The organism is Kitasatospora sp. NPDC059812, from assembly GCF_042732075.1.
Taxonomy (GTDB): Bacteria; Actinomycetota; Actinomycetes; order Streptomycetales; family Streptomycetaceae; genus Kitasatospora.
The window spans coordinates 6,220-24,727 of the sequence record NZ_JBHWIO010000116.1; the positions used below are offsets into that span (position 1 = coordinate 6,220).

General features: G+C 71.6%; 17 protein-coding genes, 1 pseudogene and 1 riboswitch. Of the genes and pseudogenes, 10 read left to right on the forward strand and 8 right to left on the reverse strand.

Annotated elements, in window-relative coordinates; all coding sequences use genetic code 11:
• The first annotated feature begins 156 nt into the window (after positions 1 to 156).
• Positions 157 to 747 carry a CGNR zinc finger domain-containing protein gene (locus tag ACFV6D_RS35410; RefSeq protein WP_063347852.1) on the forward strand — a complete coding sequence of 197 codons (591 nt, stop codon included), beginning with the start codon at positions 157 to 159 and terminating at the stop codon, positions 745 to 747.
• A 22-nt stretch (positions 748 to 769) separates the two neighbouring features.
• On the opposite strand, the gene sodX is transcribed toward ACFV6D_RS35410, so the two are convergent.
• The gene (sodX, locus tag ACFV6D_RS35415) at positions 770 to 1,132 is read right to left on the reverse strand and encodes a nickel-type superoxide dismutase maturation protease (protein WP_079136256.1); all 363 of its coding nucleotides are present in this window, start codon (positions 1,130 to 1,132) and stop codon (positions 770 to 772) included.
• Positions 1,133 to 1,427: 295 nt separating this feature from the next.
• On the opposite strand from sodX, the gene sodN reads away from it, so the two are divergent.
• The 7 genes from sodN to ACFV6D_RS35450 all read left to right on the forward strand — a co-directional run bounded on the left by sodN (position 1,428) and on the right by ACFV6D_RS35450 (position 7,379).
• Positions 1,428 to 1,823: a superoxide dismutase, Ni gene (gene sodN / locus ACFV6D_RS35420; RefSeq protein WP_063347853.1), complete on the forward strand. Its 396-nt coding sequence runs from the start codon at positions 1,428 to 1,430 to the stop codon at positions 1,821 to 1,823.
• 88 nt (positions 1,824 to 1,911) lie between these two features.
• Positions 1,912 to 2,050, forward strand: a riboswitch (cobalamin riboswitch).
• An 89-nt stretch (positions 2,051 to 2,139) separates the two neighbouring features.
• Positions 2,140 to 3,222 carry an iron ABC transporter permease gene (locus ACFV6D_RS35425; RefSeq protein WP_063347854.1) on the forward strand — a complete coding sequence of 361 codons (1,083 nt, stop codon included), beginning with the start codon at positions 2,140 to 2,142 and terminating at the stop codon, positions 3,220 to 3,222.
• Positions 3,222 to 3,986, forward strand: a complete 765-nt coding sequence (locus ACFV6D_RS35430) for an ABC transporter ATP-binding protein (protein WP_380562863.1) — start codon at positions 3,222 to 3,224, stop codon at positions 3,984 to 3,986. Before ACFV6D_RS35425 ends, ACFV6D_RS35430 begins: the two co-directional genes overlap by 1 nt.
• A gap of 22 nt (positions 3,987 to 4,008) precedes the next feature.
• On the forward strand, positions 4,009 to 5,004 hold the full coding sequence (locus ACFV6D_RS35435) for an ABC transporter substrate-binding protein (RefSeq protein ID WP_380562865.1): 996 nt from the start codon (positions 4,009 to 4,011) through the stop codon (positions 5,002 to 5,004).
• A 71-nt stretch (positions 5,005 to 5,075) separates the two neighbouring features.
• Positions 5,076 to 5,555, forward strand: a complete 480-nt coding sequence (locus tag ACFV6D_RS35440) for a GNAT family N-acetyltransferase (RefSeq protein ID WP_063347856.1) — start codon at positions 5,076 to 5,078, stop codon at positions 5,553 to 5,555.
• 249 nt (positions 5,556 to 5,804) lie between these two features.
• The gene (locus ACFV6D_RS35445) at positions 5,805 to 6,215 is read left to right on the forward strand and encodes a hypothetical protein (RefSeq protein ID WP_063347857.1); all 411 of its coding nucleotides are present in this window, start codon (positions 5,805 to 5,807) and stop codon (positions 6,213 to 6,215) included.
• 159 nt (positions 6,216 to 6,374) lie between these two features.
• On the forward strand, positions 6,375 to 7,379 hold the full coding sequence (locus ACFV6D_RS35450; RefSeq protein ID WP_350879654.1) for an RNA polymerase sigma factor SigF: 1,005 nt from the start codon (positions 6,375 to 6,377) through the stop codon (positions 7,377 to 7,379).
• Positions 7,380 to 7,427: 48 nt separating this feature from the next.
• Here the strand turns inward: ACFV6D_RS35450 and ACFV6D_RS35455 are convergent, their stop codons facing one another.
• The gene (locus tag ACFV6D_RS35455) at positions 7,428 to 7,856 is read right to left on the reverse strand and encodes a hypothetical protein (protein ID WP_159398434.1); all 429 of its coding nucleotides are present in this window, start codon (positions 7,854 to 7,856) and stop codon (positions 7,428 to 7,430) included.
• A gap of 50 nt (positions 7,857 to 7,906) precedes the next feature.
• Here ACFV6D_RS35455 and ACFV6D_RS35460 point away from each other — a divergent pair, with 50 nt between their 5' ends.
• On the forward strand, positions 7,907 to 8,878 hold the full coding sequence (locus tag ACFV6D_RS35460) for a diacylglycerol kinase family protein (RefSeq protein ID WP_063347858.1): 972 nt from the start codon (positions 7,907 to 7,909) through the stop codon (positions 8,876 to 8,878).
• A gap of 383 nt (positions 8,879 to 9,261) precedes the next feature.
• Positions 9,262 to 9,513 (forward strand): WhiB family transcriptional regulator, encoded by a 252-nt coding sequence (locus ACFV6D_RS35465; RefSeq protein WP_014138019.1) that lies wholly within the window; start codon positions 9,262 to 9,264, stop codon positions 9,511 to 9,513.
• 527 nt (positions 9,514 to 10,040) lie between these two features.
• Here the strand turns inward: ACFV6D_RS35465 and ACFV6D_RS35470 are convergent.
• The 6 genes and pseudogenes from ACFV6D_RS35470 to ACFV6D_RS35495 form a co-directional block, all read right to left on the reverse strand.
• Entirely contained in the window at positions 10,041 to 11,561 is a 1,521-nt protein-coding gene (locus ACFV6D_RS35470) for a sensor histidine kinase (RefSeq protein ID WP_244293369.1), read from the reverse strand.
• Between the two features lie 503 nt (positions 11,562 to 12,064).
• Positions 12,065 to 13,102, reverse strand: a pseudogene (locus ACFV6D_RS35475) (SIS domain-containing protein); the annotation flags it as partial.
• Between the two features lie 194 nt (positions 13,103 to 13,296).
• The gene (locus ACFV6D_RS35480) at positions 13,297 to 14,592 is read right to left on the reverse strand and encodes an extracellular solute-binding protein (protein ID WP_380494036.1); all 1,296 of its coding nucleotides are present in this window, start codon (positions 14,590 to 14,592) and stop codon (positions 13,297 to 13,299) included.
• A 432-nt stretch (positions 14,593 to 15,024) separates the two neighbouring features.
• Entirely contained in the window at positions 15,025 to 16,578 is a 1,554-nt protein-coding gene (locus ACFV6D_RS35485) for a glycoside hydrolase family 3 protein (RefSeq protein WP_063347861.1), read from the reverse strand.
• Between the two features lie 5 nt (positions 16,579 to 16,583).
• Positions 16,584 to 17,411: a carbohydrate ABC transporter permease gene (locus ACFV6D_RS35490; RefSeq protein WP_063347862.1), complete on the reverse strand. Its 828-nt coding sequence runs from the start codon at positions 17,409 to 17,411 to the stop codon at positions 16,584 to 16,586.
• Positions 17,408 to 18,436, reverse strand: a complete 1,029-nt coding sequence (locus ACFV6D_RS35495; RefSeq protein WP_063347863.1) for a carbohydrate ABC transporter permease — start codon at positions 18,434 to 18,436, stop codon at positions 17,408 to 17,410. The genes ACFV6D_RS35490 and ACFV6D_RS35495 overlap by 4 nt, the downstream gene beginning before the upstream one ends.
• Between the last annotated feature and the right edge of the window lie 72 nt (positions 18,437 to 18,508).

Sequence of the window (18,508 nt, forward strand, 5' to 3'; positions counted from 1 at the left end):
GCCCCGTGCTCGCGCCCCCCTTACCTGGATGTGTGCCCGGCGCGCCCCCGCCCCCCCCGCCGCCCGGGCGCCCCCCCCCCCCCCCCCGACGTTTTCCCCACCCAGGTAATAGGCTGGACGCAATCAGCCCGTTACCGACCTTTTGGAAGGACCTCCGTGGAGCTCGCCTCGTACGCCGATCTCGCCGTTCGGCTGGTGAACACCGAGGAGCCCGAACGCGGCACCGACACGCTGACGTCCGTGGACGCGGTGCGCGGCCTGTTCTCCGACTCCTCGCGGGCCGCCGCACAGGCCGACGAGTCCGACCTGCCCCGGCTGCGGGCGGTGCGGACCAGGCTGCGCGGGGTCTTCGAGGCCGCCGCCGAGGGCGACGAGATCCGGGGCGTCGACCTGCTGAACAGCCTGCTGATGGAGTACCCGGTCAGCCCGCTGGTCTCCGGGCACGACTACCTGGACGACGCCGGCCGGCCGCGCTGGCACCTGCACCTGGCCGACAACTCGCCGACCGCCACCGCGCACTTCAGCGCGGTCGCCTGCATGGGCCTGGCCGTCCACCTGACCGAGCTGGGCGCCGACCGGCTCGGCATCTGCCAGGCCGCGCCCTGCCGCAACGCCTACCTGGACACCTCGACCAACCGCTCCCGCCGCTACTGCTCGGACCGCTGCGCGACCCGCGCCAACGTCGCCGCGTACCGGGCCCGCAAGCGCCAGGAGGCCGAGGCCGCGGCACTCGGCGCCGCCGGCTAGGTCCCCGGCAGGGCCCAGGGGGTCAGAGCTGCTCCGCCCAGACGCCCAGGCGGCGGGCCAGGCCCGGCACCCGGGCCAGCCGGGTGCTCAGCAGCAGCCGCTCCAGCCGCCGCCCCGGCGCCAGCCAGGCCGGGCGCGGGCGCAGCCTCAGCAGCACCCGGCCGAGCACCAGTTCGTCCGGGACCGGGCCGTAGCTTCGGCTGTCGCTGTCCACCGGCCGGTTGTCGGACAGCAGCCACCAGCCCCTCGGACGCCGCTCGGCGGCCCGCTTCACCACCAGCAGGTCCTGCTGGAAGGGGTGCCGGAAGAGCACCACCGCGCCGGGCCGGATCGGCGCGCCGTAGCGCACCAGCAACTGGTCGCCCTCGCGCAGGGTCGGGACCATCGACGGGCCCGCCACGTCGACCAGCCCGAACGGCACCGCGCCGCCGCCCCGCCCCCGGGGTTCCGTGCCCGCCGGTTCCGTACCCGCCGGTTCCGTGCTCCGCGCCACGACTCCTCCTCCCGGACCGCCCGGTCCCAGTCTGCCGTACGGACCGTCACCCCGTTCGATCCGTTCGATGTCCGGATTACCCCGGTTCCGGGTCCGCCTTTTGCCCTAGGCCCACCGCCCGATCGCGAAACCCCGGGGGCGGAAGGGTAATCTCGGGCGCGGGAAGACGATCTAAGGAAGGACTCCCATGTTCTCTCGTCTGTTTGCACCGCGCGCCACCGCCCACGCCCACTGTGACCTGCCCTGCGGCGTGTACGACCCGGCGCAGGCCCGGATCGAGGCCGAGTCGGTCAAGGGCACCCAGGAGAAGTACCAGGCCAACGAGGACCCGGCTTTCCGCACCCGCGCCCTGATCATCAAGGAGCAGCGTGCCGAGGCCGTCAAGCACCACATCTCGGTGCTGTGGAGCGACTACTTCAAGGCCCCGCACTTCGAGAAGTACCCGCAGCTGCACCAGCTGATCAACGACACCCTGAAGGCCGCCTCGGCCGCCAAGGCGTCCACCGACCCCGCCACCGGCCAGGCCCTGCTGGACCTGATCGCCGAGGTCGACAAGATCTTCTGGGAGACCAAGCAGGCCTGAGCCTGACGCGTCGCCACCCGACCGCCCCCGTCCGCGAGCCCGGACGGGGGCGGTCGTGCGTTCACGCCCCATCCGAGCCCGGTAAGGGTTGCCTAGCCTGAGTGGCTGTTATGCTGCCAGGGCGTCCGAGGGGGAAGTCCGGTGTGAATCCGGCGCTGACCCGCAACGGTGAGCACGGCCCCGGGGCCGTGCCAGCCCGATCGCCCCCGGCCGCTGAACTCCCGACAACTCGCCGTGGACTGCGAGGGGATGGCGCCCGGGCCCGCGCCCGACCGGTGCCGCCCCCGCGCACCCGCGGCCCGAGGCAAGGCGCACCGTGAGCAGCACCGCAGCCGCGGGCAGTGGCGCAACGAGCCCGCCCGCCCGCCGAATACCCGCCCTCCCGCTCGCCGTCGGCCTGGCCGCCGCCCTGCTGCTCTCGCTGCTCTGCGGCGTGGCGCTGGGCGCCTCCGGGATCGGCCTGCCCCGCGTCCTGCGGCTGCTGGCCGCCGGGCTGACGGGCGGACGGCTGGAGGCGGAGGAGGCCGCCGCCTACGCGATCGTCTGGGAGATCCGGCTGCCACGTGCCGTGCTGGCCGCCGTGGTCGGCGCCGGGCTGGCCGCCACCGGGGTCGCCGTCCAGGCCCTGGTGCGCAACGCGCTGGCCGACCCGTTCGTACTCGGCATCTCCTCCGGCGCGGCCGTCGGCGCCAACGCGGTGCTGCTGCTCGGCGCCTTCGCCTCGCTCGGGGTGTGGGCGATCTCGGCCTCCGCGTTCGGCTCCGCGCTGGTCGCCATGGTGCTGGTCTACCTCGCGGCGCGGACGGCCTACGGGCTCACCCCGCTGCGGCTGGTGCTCACCGGCACCGCGCTCTCCTACGGCTTCTCCGCCGTCACCGCGCTGATGGTCTTCGCGGCCGCCCGCGGCGAGGCCGCCCGGGACGCCATGATGTGGCTGCTCGGCAGCCTCGGCGGCGCCACCTGGGGCTCGGTGCCGATCGCCGCCGCCACCGTGCTGGCCGGCCTGGCGTACCTGGCCTGCGCCGCCGGCCGGCTGGACGCGCTCGCCATGGGCGACGAGACGGCCGCCTCGCTGGGCGTGGACCCGGACCGGCTGCGCCGCGAGCTGTTCGTGGTGACCGCCGCCGTCACCGGCACGGTGGTGGCCGTCAGCGGGGCGATCGGCTTCGTCGGGCTGATGGTGCCGCACCTGGCCCGGATGCTGGTCGGCGCCGGGCACCGCCGGGTGCTGCTGGTCGCGCCGCTCGCCGGGGCGCTGCTGCTGGTCTGGGTGGACATCGTCTCGCGCACCCTGCTGGCGCCCGCCGAACTGCCGGTCGGGGTGGTCACCGCGGTGCTCGGGGTGCCCTGTTTCCTGCTGCTGATGCGCCGTCGCGGCTATTCCTTCGGAGGCCGCTGATGGATCTCGCCCTGGACTCCGTCTCGGTCGAGCTGGCCGGTGCCCGGCTGGTCCACGACGTCGCCCTGGACGCCGCCGCCGGGCAGGTGGTCGGACTGATCGGACCGAACGGCAGCGGCAAGTCGACGCTGCTGCGCTGCGTCTACCGGGCGCTGCGGCCGGCCGCCGGGGCCGTCCTGCTGGACGGCACGGACCTGCACGCGCTGACCGCGCGCGAGGCCGCCCGGCGGGTGGCCGCACTCCCCCAGGAGCACTCCGCCGAGTTCGACTTCACGGTGGCCGAGGTGGTCGCCATGGGCCGGCTGCCGCACCGGCGCGGCCTGGGCGGCCCGGGCGCGGACGACCACGCCCGCTGCACCGAGGCGCTGCGCAAGGTCGGCGCCGAGCAGTTGGCCGGGCGGGGCTTCCTGAGCCTGTCCGGCGGCGAGAAGCAGCGGGTGCTGATCGCCCGCGCGCTGGTCCAGGAGCCCCGGCTGCTGGTGCTGGACGAGCCCACCAACCACCTGGACATCGCCCACCAGTTGGACGTGCTGGCGCTGGTCCGGGAGGCCGGGCCGACGGTGCTCACCGCGCTGCACGACCTCAACCTGGCGGCCGGCCACTGCGACCTGCTGTACGTGCTGCAAGCCGGCCGGATCGTCGCCTCGGGGCCGCCCGCCGAGGTGCTCCGACCCGCCCTGCTGGCCGAGGTGTTCGGCGTCCGGGCCACCCCCGTCCGGCACCCGGTGACCGGCGCCGTCCAACTGCTCTTCGACCGGATCTGACCCACCCCCCGAAGGAACCCCCGTGCGCACCAAGGCCGTTGCCATCACCGCCCTGCTCACCCTCGGACTCACCGCCTGCGGCGCCGAGATCGCCCCGAGCGGCGACGCCACCGCCGCCTCCGCCCACTACCCGGTGACCGTGGAGAACTGCGGCACCAAGCTCACCTTCCCGCAGAAGCCCGCCCGGACGGTGACCAACGACGTCGGCATCACCGAGCTGATGCTCGCCCTCGGCCTGGCCGACCGGATGGCCGGCTACGTGATGCCCGACGACAAGGGCCGGGTCGACCAGGTCGCCTGGAAGGACGGCTACCAGCAGACCGCGTGGCTCTCCAAGAAGGAGATCACCAAGGAGATCGTGCTGGGCGCCAAGGCCGACCTGGTCTTCGCCGGCTGGCACTACGGCTTCGACGAGGGCCGCGGCTTCACCCCGAAGGCGCTGGGGGACCTCGGCATCGCCTCGTACGTGCTCAGCGAGTCCTGCCGCAGCGGCAAGGGCACCGAGCGCGGTGTGATGTCCCCGCTGGACGCGCTCTACACCGACCTGGCCAACCTCGGCGAGATCTTCGACGTCCGCGACCGGGCGGACAAGCTGGTCGCCGGTTTCAAGGCACAGGTCGCCGCCGCCCCGCAGCCCGAGCGCCGGCCGTCCGTGTTCCTGTACGACAGCGGGCAGGACAAGCCGTACACCGCCGGGAAGTTCGCCGCGGCCGACGAGATCATCGCCAAGGCCGGCGGGGCCAACGTGATGGGCGACCTCGCGGACACCTGGGTCACCGTCGGCTGGGAGAGCGTGGTGCAGCGCGACCCCGAGGTGATCCTGATCAACAACTACGGCGAGACCGGCGCCGACGCCAAGCGCGCCTTCCTGAAGTCCTTCCCGCCGCTGGCCGGCGTCTCGGCGGTCAGGAACGACCGGATCTTCGTCCTGGACTACGTCGACCTGGTGGAGAGCCCGCGCAACCCGGCCGCGATCACCGCGCTGGCCGACTACCTGCGCACCGTCCCGGCCCGCTGACCCGCCCGCCCCCGGCCCGGGCCCCGATCAGGGCCTGGGCCGCGGGCGGGGGCGCGCAGTAGGCTCGCGGCATGATCCGCACCGCCGTCGTGACCGACGTTCCCGTCATCCTCGCCCTGATCCGCGAGCTCGCGGAGTACGAGAAGGCCCCGCAGGAGGCCGTGGCCACCGAGGAGCAGCTGCGCGACGCCCTGTTCGGCGCCAACCCGGCGCTGTTCGGCCTGATCGCCGAGGACGACGCCACCGGCGAGCCGGTCGGCTTCGCGGTCTGGTTCCTCAACTTCTCGACCTGGCGCGGCACCCACGGGATCTACCTGGAGGACCTGTACGTCCGCCCGCAGTCCCGCGGCGGCGGCCACGGCAAGGCGCTGCTGCTGGAACTGGCGCGGATCGCCGTCGAGCGCGGCTACGCGCGGGTGGAGTGGTCGGTGCTCGACTGGAACACGCCCTCGATCGACTTCTACAAGTCCCTCGGCGCGGTGCCGATGGACGGCTGGACCGTCTACCGGCTCACCGGCGAGGCGCTCGCCGCCGCCGGCGGCGGTCACTGAACGGACCGTCCGAACCCCTGCCACCCTGCGTCGCGATGGCTTACCATGAGTGACTCCCGAGCCCCGGCCGGCGTGCGGAAGGCGGTAAGGTCTCAGGCGGATACGCGGCGTCCGGTCGTCCCGCGAAGGGTATGACCGGTACGTACCGCACCACCCCTCTGGACAGTTGGGGCGAAGCAGTTGAGCCAAGCAACAGACAGTGCCGCGGCCACCGGCCCGGAAGCACAGCGCGTCACCCAGGAGGTGAGGGTGTCCCAGATCGACGGCGAGCCCGGAGTGCAGGACTTCGTGGAGGTCCGGCTGCCCGCGGCGGGTGCCTACCTCTCGGTCCTGCGAACAGCGACGGCCGGCCTGGCGGCACGGCTCGACTTCACCCTCGACGAGATCGAGGACCTGCGGATCGCGGTCGACGAGGCCTGCGCCATCCTGCTCCAGCAGGCGGTGCCAGGCTCCGTCCTGACCTGCGAGTTCCGGCTGGTCGGCGACTCGCTGAAGGTGACCGTCACCGCCCCCACCACCGACGGGAAGGCGCCCGAACGGGACACCTTCGCCTGGACGGTGCTCTCCGCCCTGGCCGGCGAGGTCGACTCCTCGGTCGGCGAGGACAAGACCGTGTCGATCAGCCTGCACAAGAAGCGCGGCGGCCCCGTCGCCCACTAGCCGGGGCGTCGACCAGCACCGCACAAGGGCCGTCCGCCCGGTCCCCGATCAGGGGCCGGGCGGGCGGCGCCCGGTACCGCCCCCCACGCGGTACGACCAACGAGACGATGCCGGGGCCCGAGGGCCCCGGTGCTCCCGGAACGGAACGGGGGAATGGCCGTGAGTGATCTGGACCGTACCGGCCTCGCGACGGCGGGACCTGCCGTACCGACCCAGGCGAGCGTTCCTGGCCTCGCCGCCAACGACGATGCGCACCCGAAGGACGCCCACCGGATGAGCCACCCGACCGAGCCGACGTCTGAACCGTCGCCCGCATCCCCGCCCCCGTCCGATCCGGCGGACGAGGCCGCGGACCTGCGCACCGCGGTGCCCGTCCAGGCGCCAGCCCCGGCCCCGCACCGCTCGGGCGCACCGGACCGGGAGGCGGCCCGCGCGCTGTTCGTCCGGCTGTCCGCGCTGCCCGACGGCTCCCCGGAGCGCGTCGAGCTGCGCAACCAGCTGGTGCGGATGCACATCCCGCTGGTCGAGCACCTGGCCCGGCGGTTCCGCAACCGGGGCGAGCCGCTGGACGACCTGACCCAGGTCGCCACCATCGGCCTGATCAAGTCGGTGGACCGCTTCGACCACGAGCGCGGGGTCGAGTTCTCCACCTACGCCACGCCGACCATCGTCGGCGAGATCAAACGGCACTTCCGCGACAAGGGCTGGGCGGTCCGGGTGCCGCGCCGCCTCCAGGAGCTGCGGCTGTCGCTCACCACGGCGACCAGCGAGCTCTCCCAGCGGCACGGGCGCTCCCCCACGGTGCACGAGCTCGCCGAGCACCTGGGGATCTCCGAGGAGGACGTCCTGGAGGGCCTGGAGTCCGCCAACGCGTACTCCACGCTGTCCCTGGACGTCCCGGACAGCGACGACGAGTCGCCGGCCGTGGCGGACACCCTCGGCGCCACCGACGAGGCGCTGGAGGGCGTCGAGTACCGCGAGTCGCTCAAGCCGCTGCTGGCCCAACTGCCGCCCCGGGAGCAGAAGATCCTGGTGCTGCGGTTCTTCCGGAACATGACACAGTCGCAGATCGCCGCCGAGGTGGGGATCTCCCAGATGCACGTGTCCCGCCTGCTGGCCCGGACCTTGGCCCAGCTGCGGGAGAAGCTCCTGGTGGAGGAGTAGGACTGACGGCCGCTCAACCGGCGGCCGACCCCCGGCGGCCCTGTGCGCTCAGCCCTCGTGCGACGCGTACAGGGCCGCCGTCGACTTCGGGTTCAGCAGCGCGCCGATGCCGACCAGCCCGAGCAGGCCGACCAGCACACCGACACCGATCATCGCGCCGCCGCTCTCCAGCATGTAGTACCCGATCGGCAGGCAGATCGAGTTGGTGAGCACGGCCGGGCTGCGGCCCCAGCGGCGCTCCTTGAGCAGCGCGCGGGCGGCCAGCACCGGCAGCACGCCGAGCAGCACGATGACCAGGCCGCCGAACTCGTTCAGGGCGAGCTGCTTGGACTGGCCGGACAGCGCGGACACCATGTCCCAGACGCCGACGACGGCCAGCGCGGCGCCCTCCAGGGCGGTGATGGCGGCGCCCACGGTCAGCGCCAAGGGGCGGGCCGGGCCCGCCGTGGGTACGGGTGCGGAGGATTCTGCGGTCACTCCAGCAGGGTAGCCGCCGGTTGGTCCGTACCGACCCGTAGGCTTTCCCCATGCGCGCTCTCCTGGTCGTGAACCACAAGGCCACCACCACCAGTGGCCGCACCAGGGACGTGCTGATCCACGCGCTGCGCAGCGACCTCAAGCTGGAGGTGGCCGAGACGCAGTACCGGGGCCACGCCCGCGACCTGGCCCGCGAGGCCTCGGAGGACGGCACGGTCGACCTGGTGGTGGCGCTCGGCGGCGACGGCACCGTGAACGAGGTGGTGAACGGGCTGCTCACGCACGGCCCGGGCGAGAAGGTCCCGCGACTGGCCGTGGTGCCGGGCGGTTCGACCAATGTGTTCGCCCGCGCGCTGGGTCTGCCCAACGACCCGGTGGAAGCCACCGGCGCCCTGCTGTACGCGCTGGAGCACGGGAGCGAGCGGCCGGTCGGCCTGGGCAAGGCGATGACCGACGGGCTGCCGGACCGCTGGTTCACCTTCACCGCCGGCCTGGGCTTCGACGCCGGGGTGGTCGGCCGGGTCGAGGAGCAGCGCCGGTTGGGGCGCAAGTCCACCCACGCGCTCTATGTGGGGCAGGCGCTGCGGCACTACGTCACCCAGCGTGAGCAGCGTCGTTCCGGGCCTGTGGCCCTGGAACTACCGGGCCGAGAAGGCGTGCCGGGCCTGGCCCTGGCCATAGTCAGCAACACCTCGCCGTGGACGTTCCTCGGCAACCGCCCGGTGTACCCCTCACCGCTCGCCTCCTTCGACACTGATCTCGACGTCTTCGGGATCACCCGGATGACGGCGTTCGGCACCGTTCGAACGATCCGTCAGATCCTGCGGTCGTACGCCTCTTCGAGCGAAGGCGCCCCGCCGGCCGGCCCGTCCGGCAAGCACGTCGTCTCCTATCACGACGTCAGACACTTCACCTTGGTTTCAGAGGAACCGGCCCCGTTCCAGGTTGACGGGGACCACCTTGGAGACAGGAGTCGCGTCAGTTTCACAGGCGTACGGCGGGCACTGCGTGTGATTGTGTGACCGGAAGGGGGTTTCGCCCTTCTTCTCGAACGCACAAGCCCCCTTCACTCCATAGAAGTACTGGCTGTGAGCTAGGCGACACCGAAGAATCAAAAATTCCTCCCTGAAGGGGGTTGTATCCGGGCCCGAGGTTTGCGAACCTCTACATGGCGATCGGGACGCATCGCAGCGACGGCAACCTCAGAACCTGGCGGGTGTCGACCGCGGAACGTCCCTCGAATCGCCGAATCCCTCCCTAGCACAGACCACCCGGGCCCCGGCGGGCCTTTGGTCTCTTTTGCTGTTGCGGGATTCGTGAAAGCGTTCACATTCACAAGCCACATTCACAAGCCATCGATTATGCCGACCGGGTGCCCCCCGCCGGCAGGAGGAGTTGGACGACCATGGACTGGCGCCACCGCGCTGTCTGCCGCGAAGAGGACCCGGAGCTGTTCTTCCCGATCGGGAACACCGGTCCTGCTCTGCTGCAGATCGAGGAAGCCAAGGCCGTGTGCCGCCGCTGTCCGGTCATGGAGCAGTGCCTGCAGTGGGCTCTTGAGACCGGCCAGGATGCCGGCGTCTGGGGCGGTATGAGCGAGGACGAGCGTCGCGCGATGAAGCGCCGTGCCGCCCGCAACCGCGCCCGCACCGCCTGATCACACGCCGTAACACCAGCAGTAACCGAAACACCGATCAACACATGATCAAAGGCTTCCCTGCACCTCCTGGTGAAGCCTTCCGCACAAAGGGCCTTGCCTGGCGAGGTCCCGCGACACCGGACCGTCCAGCCACTTGATACTGTTCACTTAGAGCAATATCGTGGAGCTGTGGCGCTCACCGTGTGCAACGCACGGGCGAGGTGTCGCACCACCCAGAGCCCCCGTTCCGGCCGACTCCCCCCGACGGCCGGAACGGGTTGAGAGGCCCTGTCGACCCACCCCCCCCGGTCGACAGGGCCTCGTTTCTGTTTTCGCGCCCCGGTTTGTGTGCGCGCCCCGGCGCGCCCGCACCCTGGCACGCCCCCGCGCGGGCCGACCCGCGCCGGGCTCGCGGGGTGGACACCCGGCGCTTTCGCCGAGTGCACGCCCCCACCACGCGCCTCGCTGCACCTTTCCGCGGACCGCGGTGCGGACCGGACCGCGGACCGCACCGCACCGCACCGGACCGCAGACCGGTCGGCGGATCAGCGGACCGGGATCTCCAGGATCACCTTGGTGCCGCCGTCCGGACCGGCCACCATGTCGAAGGTGCCGCCCAACTCGCCGGTGGCCAGCGTGCGGACGATCTGCAGGCCGAGGTTGCCCGCCGTCTGCGGGTCGAACCCCTCGGGCATGCCGCGGCCGTCGTCCTGCACCGTGATCAGCAGGAACTCCTCCGGCCGGGCGCCGCCGTTCCAGCTGTCCGACCAGCCCGCCCCGGTCGCCGGGGCCCGCCCGCGCAGCGCGCTGACCTCCAGGTTCCCGGAGGCGGACGGGCCGAAGGCGTGCTCCAGCGCGTTCTGCAGCAGTTCGTTCAGCACCATCGACAGCGGGGTGGCCACCTCGGCGGACAGGATGCCGAAGCTGCCGCTGCGGCGGGTCGCCACCCGGCCGTCCTGGGACAGCTCCATCACCATCGCCAGCACCCGGTCGGCGATCTCGTCGAAGGCCACCTGCTCGTCCAGCGCCTGGGACAGCGTCTCGTGCACGATCGCGATCGAGCCGACCCGGCGCACCGCCTCGTCCAGCGCGGCCCGGCCGGCCTCCGACTCCATCCGGCGGGACTGCAGCCGCAGCAGGGCGGCGACGGTCTGCAGGTTGTTCTTCACCCGGTGGTGGATCTCCCGGATGGTGGCGTCCTTGGTCATCAGCTCGCGGTCGCGGCGGCGCAGTTCGGTGACGTCCCGGCAGAGCACCAGCGAACCGGTCAGCGTGCCCTTGGGCTTGAGCGGGATGGCCCGCAGGGTCACCACCCCGCCCTGCACCTCGACCTCGGTCTGCCGCGGCGCCCAGCCGCTCGCCAGCTTCACCAGCGCCTCGTGCACGGCCGCCCGGGAGGGCGGGACCAGTTCGGCGGTGGCCCGGCCCAGGTGGCTGCCGACCAGGTCGGTGGTGAGGCCGAGGCGGTGGTAGGCGGACAGGGCGTTGGGGCTGGCGTAGGTGACGATGCCGTCCGCGTCGAGCCGGATCAGGCCGTCGCCGACCCGGGGGGCGGCGTCCATGTCGATCTGTTCGACGCCGTGGAAGGGGAAGCTGCCGGCGGCGATCATCTGGGCCAGGTCGGAGGCGCTCTGCAGGTAGGTGAGCTCCAGCCGGCTGGGGGTGCGGACGGTCAGCAGGTTGGTGTTGCGGGCGATCACCCCGAGCACCTTGCCCTCGCGCCGGACCGGGATGGACTCGACCCGGACCGGCACCTCCTCGCGCCACTCCGGGTCGCCCTCGCGCACGATCCGGCCCTCGTCGAAGGCGGCGTCCAGCAGCGGGCGGCGCCCGCGCGGGACGAGGTGGCCGACCATGTCGTCCTGGTAGGAGGTGGGGCCGGTGTTGGGCCGCATCTGCGCCACCGAGACGTAGCGGATGCCGTCCCAGGTGGGGATCCACAGGACCAGGTCGGCGAAGGAGAGGTCGGAGAGAAGCTGCCACTCCGAGACCAGCATGTGGAGCCATTCCACATCGGCCCCGGTCAGGGTGGTGTGGCGGCGGACGAGTTCGTTCAGCGAGGGCACATGGCGAGAGTAGCGCCGCCGGTCGGGGCGCGGCGCGGCGGACCGGGGAACGGATCATGCGCCGGGCCTGCGGCGGAGCCCGCTTCCCGAAGTTGTCCAGACCAATTTCCGGAGCGGCCTGGACAACCCAGATTGGTCTAGTCCACAATGAAAGGGCACCAAGGAGAGGCCCACCGCGCAACTGCCCTGACCGCGCGAGGCCTTTCCTCGGTCGGACGCCGCCGAACGAGGACCCCGCACAGTTCTCGATCGACTCCGGCGACCGACGACAGCTCCGGGCTGCGGTGCCGCATGGGTTGAGGGTCCCGTGTCGGCGCCGTGGCCCGTAGTGCTTTCCGGGTACGCCGAGCGCCAGGCGCGACGCGTTCCGGGGGTGCGACGCGTTCCGGGCGCTCCCCCGCCGAAGCCATGTTCCGCCGCTCAACGAGTCGGGGCCCCCCCCCCACCCCGGGGGCCGGGGGGCCGCCGGCGGGGGGCGGGGCGGCCTGCCGGGCGGGGGGCGTTGCGCGGGGGCGCGGGGGGGGCCGCGCCGCGGCGCGGGCGATGGTGACCTCGTAGGCCAGCAGCTGCAGCGGGAGGATCTCCAGGATCGGCTGGACCTCCTCCGGCACGCCGGCCGGCAGGGCGAAGCCGGCCGAGGCGGCGTCCACCTGCGCCTGCTGGCCGACCACGACCAGGTCCGCGCCGCGGCCGCGCAGGCGGTCCAGCACCGGCTGCAGGGCCTCGCCGCCCTTGCCGTCCGGAACGATCGCGATGACCGGCGAGACGTTGTCCACCATGGCCAGCGGGCCGTGCAGCAGATCGGCGCCGGAGAACGGGGAGGCCGGGATGTAGGTGGTCTCCATCAGCTTCAGCGCCGCCTCGCGGGCGGTCGGGTAGCCGTAGCCGCGCGAGGTGATGACCAGGCGCTGGGCGAAGCGGTACCGCTCGGCCAGCGCCTTCACCTCGGCGTGGCGGGCCAGGACGCCGGCGGCCAGGCCGGGCAGCTCCTTGGCCGCCGCACCGTCGCCGCCGCGCAGGCCCTCGACCAGCAGGTAGAGCGCCAGCAGTTCGGCGGTGTAGGTCTTGGTGGCGGGCAGCGCCTTCTCCGGGCCGGCCAGCACGTCGATGTGGAACTCGGAGACCTCGGCCAGCGGCGAGGACGCGTTGTTGGTGACGGCGAGGGTGATGGCGCCGGCCTCGCGGGCGGCCTTGGTGGAGGCCACCAGGTCGGGCGAGCCGCCGGACTGGCTGACGGTGACGACCAGGACGTCGGTGAGGTCCGGCTTGGCGCCGTACGCGGTGGTGGTGGACATCGAGGTCAGGCCGGCCGGCTTGCCGAGCAGGATCTCGATCAGGTACTTGGCGTACAGCGCCGCGTTGTCGGACGTGCCGCGCGCGGTCAGCAGGACGAAGCGAGGGTTGCGGGCGGCGATCTCGGCCGCGATCTGGCGGATCTTCGGGGCACCCTCGTCGAGGATGCGCTGGAGGACGGCCGGCTGCTCGGCCATCTCCGCCGCCATGATCCGGCCAGGAACGGAAACAGTCTGCGGGTCGGACATCAGGATGTGCCTCCGATGAGATGGTTCGACCCCTCCGGGCAGGTTGCCCGACGGGGACCTCTACGGCGGCGAGTCCGCACACTCGCTGCGGTGGTTTCCTGCCGCAATCCTACGGGGGCCGCCCCGGGCGGGCACACCCGAAGGCCCGCCCCGGACGGGACGGGCCCTCGGCCTGTGCGGCTGGCGGCGCCGGGTCAGGACGCCTTGTTGATCAGCTGGTCGATCGCGGCGTCGGCGTCCTTGGTGGCCTGGTCCACCGACTTGCCCTTGAGGATGCCGGTCAGCATGTCGGGCAGGATCTTCTGCTTCTCGATCGCGCCCCAGCCGGGGGCCAGCGGGGTGAACCAGGCGTCCGGCACCGCGTTGGCCGCCGCGGCGGTGGTCGGCTTGTTCTTCAGCGGGTTCAGCTGGGTGAGGTTGTTCGGCAGGATGTCCTTGTCGGCCAGCGTCTGCTGGGACTTGGTGCTGGTGAACATCCGCACCCAGTCGGTGGCCAGCTCGACCTGCGCGGACTTGGCGGTGACCGCGAGGTCGGAGCCGCCGATGAAGGTGGGCAGCGGCTTGCCGTCCGGGCCGGGCATGGTGGCCATCTTGACGGTGTCCTTGAGGCTCGGGTCGCCGGTGCCCGGCGCGACGACGCTGGCCGCCTCGTAGCCGTTGCCGTAGAAGGACGCGGCGCGCCCGCGGGCCATCGACTCGAACTGGTTCTGCTCGTTCACCGTCAGGTCGCCCTTGGTGTACTTGCGGACCAGGTCGACGAAGTGGCTGATGCCCTGCTGGGACTTGGCGTCGTGCAGGGTGCCGTGCCAGTTGCCGGAGCTGTCGAACTTGGCGATGCTGCCGCCGTACGCGGCCACGTAGCTCATCGCGGCGTACCAGTACGGGCCGGGCAGGTAGAGCGAGGAGTAGCTCTTGTCGGCCTTGTTCTTGTCGGCGACCTTGTCCAGGACCGCCGTCAGGTCGGCCTCGGTCTTGGGGAATTCGGAGCTGCCGGTGGCCTGCTGGAAGGTGGCGGCGTTGTAGATGGCGACCCGGGCGCCGGCGTAGTAGGGCACGCACAAGAGCTTGTCCTGGTACGTACAGGTGTTGGCGAGCGCCTTGATCCAGCTGTCGGAGTTGTCGAAGGTGGTCCGGTCGACCGGGGCCAGCGCGCCGGAGAGCACGTACTTCATGGTCTCGGTGTTGCCGAGCTCGACCACGTCGGGCGCGGAGCCGTCGGCGATCGCCTTGTCGAGCTTGGTCACCTTGTCGGCCCAGCCCTGGTAGGCGAGCTTGAGGGTGACGTTCGGGTACTTCGCCGCGAACTGGTCGTTGACCTGCTGCACCAGGTCGGGCCAGTTCTTCTGGGCGTCGTCCATCAGCCAGACGGTGACGGTGCCGCTCGCGGCCTTCGGGTCGGCGCCGGGGCTCTTGCCGTCCTTCGACGCCGTGCCGGCCGATGAACAGGCCGTCAGCCCGATCGCCAGGGCAGTGATTCCGAACGTCGACATGAGCTGACGCTTCTTCACGCCATCCTCCGAGGGTGCTAGAGCCGTGTTGCCCGCCGGCAGCGTGATGGCGCCCGCAACGGAGGGTCCGGGCAGGGGCGAAGAGCTTCGGGGAGGGCCGATACCACATCCGGTGAGGTTGAATTTCGAACCGGATGACTGGACTCTGGCCTAGACCATAGGTGGTGTCAACGGCCAAATGGCCTCGTCGCCACGGCCGTTGCAGAGCTGTTGTACCCCGTGGCGATCAGTCGCCGTACCGTCACCCTAAGTGGGACTTAAGGTGGATTTAAGGCCTACTTGAGGGAACGCGGTCACCTGGCGAATCCGCAGGTCGAACGGCGGGGAAACGAAACGGGCCCGCCATGCGGCATGCGCATGACGGGCCCGTCGGCCGACGCCTCCCGGACACTCCCGGTGACGCCCCCCTCGGTCTCAGCCGATGGCTCCCGGCTGCCCGGTGAGCACCTCCACGGCCGCCAGCCCGCAGACCCGGGCGGCGCCGTGGGTGGCGATGTAGAGCGCGCCGACCGGCTCGGACTGCGGCAGCCCCATCTCGACCACCGCGGCGTCCGGCCGGGCCGCCACCAGGCGGCCCAGCGCGGCGGACATCCAGGCGTGCCGGTGCGCGTCCCGGACCACCAGTACCAGGCGGCGGCCCTCGGCGCCGGCCACCAGCTCGGCGACCAGGGCGTCCAGCAGCTCGGGGGCGGCCTGCGCCGCCGAGACCGCGCGGGTGCGGGTGCCGGGGAAGCGGTCGGCCAGCATGCCGGCCACGCCCCACGGGGTGACGTCGCCGACGGCGATGTTCGGCTCGTCCGAGAACGAGGCCACGAACGGGCGCTCGGACACCGGCTGCGGCTCGTGGCCCGGCGCCCGGACCACCTTCAGCGCCCGGCGGGCGGCCCGCAGGCCGACCGCGAGGTCCGGCTCCGGCCGCTCGCCCTGGGCCGAGATCCGGCCCCAGCTGCCGAGCGAGCGGACCCGGTCGGCGGCGTCCGCCAGCCGCTCCTCGGAGAGCACGCCGGCCCGCACGCCCGCCACGATGGCGTCGCGCAGCATCAGCACGGTGTCCTCGTCGGCCAGCCCGCCGCCGACGCAGATCGCGTCCGCGCCAGCCGCCAGGGCCAGCACGGTGCCGTCGCCCATCCCGAAGGTGTCGGCGATGGCGCCCATCTCGATCGCGTCGCTGACGATCAGGCCTTGGTAGCCGAGGCCGCCGTCGGCCGGGGCGGCGCGCAGCAGGTCGCGCAGCACGAGCGGGCTGAGGGTGGCCGGCAGCTTCGGGTCGAGCGCCGGGATCATGATGTGGGCGGTCATCACGGCCTTGGTGCCCGCCGCGATCGCCGCCTGGAACGGGATCAGGTCGCGCGAGCGCAGCACGTCCAGGTCGACGTCGATGACCGGCAGCCCGTGGTGCGAGTCGACGGCGGTGTCGCCGTGGCCGGGGAAGTGCTTGGAGCAGGCGGCCACGCCGGCCGACTGGAGGCCCTCCACCCAGGCGGCGGTGTGCCGGGCGCACAGCTCCGGGTCGGCGCCGAAGGAGCGGACGCCGATGACCGGGTTGCGCGGGTTGGAGTTGACGTCCGCGGTGGGCGCCCAGTTGTAGTTGACGCCGGCCGCGGCCAGCGCCCGGCCCAGCTCGCGGGCGACGTCCCGGGTCAGCGCCGGGTCGTCGATCGCGCCGAGCGCGAGGTTGCCGGGCCAGGACGAGCCGGAGCCCGCCTCCAGCCGGGTGACGTCGCCGCTCTCCTCGTCGATGGCGATCAGGAGGTCGGGGTTCTCCTCGCGCAGCGCCTTGGTGAGCTTGGCGAGCTGGTCGAGGTCGACCACGTTGCGGTCGAACAGCGCGACCGAGCCGAGCCCGGCGGCGAGGTGGCGGCGCAGCCACTGCGGCGGCTCGGTGCCGACGAAGCCGGGCTGCAGGACGGTCAGGGCGTCACGGTGCAGCTGGTCGCTGACCGGAGCGGTGGGGACGAGGATGCTCACGTTTCTCAGCCCTTCACGGCGCCGTCGGTCAGTCCGCCGACCGCCTTGCGCTGCAGGAAGACGAACAGGATCAGCACGGGGATGGCGAACATCGTGGACGCCGCCATGGTGGCGCCCCAGTCGTTGCCGAAGGCGGTCTTGAAGGACGACAGCCACAGCGGGAGGGTCTTGCCCTCCTCCTTGTTGAGGATCAGGACGAGCGGGAACTCGTTCCACGCGGTGATGAAGCCGAACAGCGAGGTCGACATCAGACCGGGGGCCAGCAGCGGGAAGATCACCTTCACGAAGGCCTGGGAGCGGGTGCAGCCGTCCACCATGGCCGACTCCTCCAGCTCCTTCGGCACCGCGGCGATGAAGCTGCGCAGCGTCCAGATGGTGAAGGGCAGCACCATCATCATGTAGAAGAACGTCAGCGGCACGAGGCTGTTCAGCATCTCGTTGTCGCGCGAGATCATGTAGACCGCGATGGTCATGACCTCCCACGGCGCCATCTGCGCGACCATGACGACCAGGACGAAGGCCTTGCGGCCGCGGAACTTCATCCGGGCGATGGCGAAGGCCGCGAGGGTCGCGATCACCAGCGAGATCAGTACCGCACCGACGGTGGCGATGAGGCTGTTGGTGACGTACGTCCAGAAGTTGGGCGCGTTGATCGCGGTGGTGAAGTGGTCGAGGGTCCCGTTGAACGGGATGAAGACCGGCGTCTTGCTGATGATGTCGTTGTCCTGCTTGAAGGCAGTCGCGATCATCCAGTAGACGGGGAAGATGAAGAAGACGAAGAGGACGACCGCGATCACGTTCGGCCAGGTACGTCCGATGAGCGAGCGCCTCACAGCTCGTCCTCCTGCTTGATCATGATGCGGAAGTAGTACGCCATCATCGCGCCCAGCATCAGGATGGTGAGCACCGCGATCGCGGAGCCGATGCCGTAGTGCTGCCCGGACGAACCCTCCAGGAAGGCGTGCACGGGCAGGGTGCGGGTCAGGTTCTCGGGGCCGCCGCCGTTGATCGCGTACACCTGGGTGAAGGCCTTGAAGACCCAGATGATCTCCAGGAACGTCGTGGCCAGGAAGAACGGCTTCAGGTTCGGGAAGATCACCGAGCCGAAGATCTTGGACGCGCCGGCGCCGTCCATCCGGGCGGCCTCGTAGAGCTCCTTGGGGATGGTGGTCAGTCCGGCGTACATGTTGAACGCCACGAAGGGGACCGACTGCCAGACGATCAGCAGGATCACCACGAAGAAGGTCGAGTACTGGTCGCTCATCCAGTTGTAGTCGGCCATCGCGTGCCAACCCAGCTTGTCCAGGAACCAGTTGACGACGCCCCACTGCTGGTCGAACAGCCAGGTGTAGACGGTGGTCGCGGCGACCACGGGCATCGCCCAGGCCATCAGCAGGCCGACCGAGAGGAGCAGCCGCATCCGCTTGCCGAGGCGGTTGAGCAGCAGGCCGATCAGGGTGCCGCCGACCATGATCAGCACGACGTTGACCAGGGTGAAGACGACGGTGCGCCCGGTGACCGCCCAGAAGTCCGGGTCGGTCAGCTGCTCCTTGTAGTTGTCGAAGCCGTTCCACTCGGTCAGGTGCTGGACGAACTGGCGCTTGTTGAGGTTCTGGAACGACAGCAGGACCGTCTTCACCAGCGGCCAGCCGAGCAGGGCGAGGGTCGCCACGGTGGCGGGCAGCAGCAGCAGGTACGGTGCCAGGCGTGCGCCGAGGCTCGGCCCGCCTGCGGGTCTGGCGCCCTTGCGGGGGGTGCCGTTGGCGCCACCACCGGCGGCACTCGTCTCAATTCCGGCCACGGCAGCCTTCCCTGAATCCGGGGACTGCGTCTGCACCCGCTCCGAATGCACAGCCATCGTTCTCACTTCCTCACAACCCGAACCACGACGGACAGGCGTCGCTCACCGACCCCCCGCCGGGGGTCGGTG